General features: G+C 39.7%; 1 pseudogene. It reads left to right on the forward strand.

The features are described 5' to 3' along the window. Nucleotides 1-589 (forward strand): annotated as a pseudogene (locus ACFIJL_RS09825) (hypothetical protein); the annotation flags it as partial.

Raw genomic sequence — 589 nt, forward strand, 5'->3', positions numbered from 1 at the left:
TCCAAGGTTGATACAGCTGGTAATATAACAAACGGCTCTTTTGATAATGTTGGTAGTGCATTTACTGGTCTTGATGATAATATCAAGAATGTTAATGCACGAATTAAGGAAGTTTCTGCAGGTGTTGCGCAAGATTCTTTATCGTGGAGCAAGGGTGATAACGCCTTTGTAGCTCTTCATGGGGAAGGTAAGGACAGAAACAATAGCAAATTGAAGTTTTTATTGGATGGAGAAATTTCTAAAGGTTCAACAGAAGCGATCACTGGCAACCAACTTTATTCGATGAATCAGACATTTGCGACGTATTTTGGTGGAGGTGCAGGTTATAATGAAAAGGGAGAATGGGTTGCACCTACATTCAAGCTTAAAACCGTCAAGGATGATGGTAGTACTGGTGAGGAAAAGGTTTACAATAGTGTAGCGGAAGCCTTTGCTGGTGTTGCGAGTTCTATCACGAATGTTCATAATGATGTAACTAATGTTGTCAGTGATAGCCTTGCCAAGCAGGATGATGATACGAAGGTTATTACTATTGGCAAAGAAGTAGAAGGTACAGAACTCAATATTGCCAACAGTAAGAAAGAAGACC

It is taken from the genome of Bartonella sp. TT119HLJHH (genome assembly GCF_042193385.1).
Classification (GTDB): Bacteria; Pseudomonadota; Alphaproteobacteria; order Rhizobiales; family Rhizobiaceae; genus Bartonella.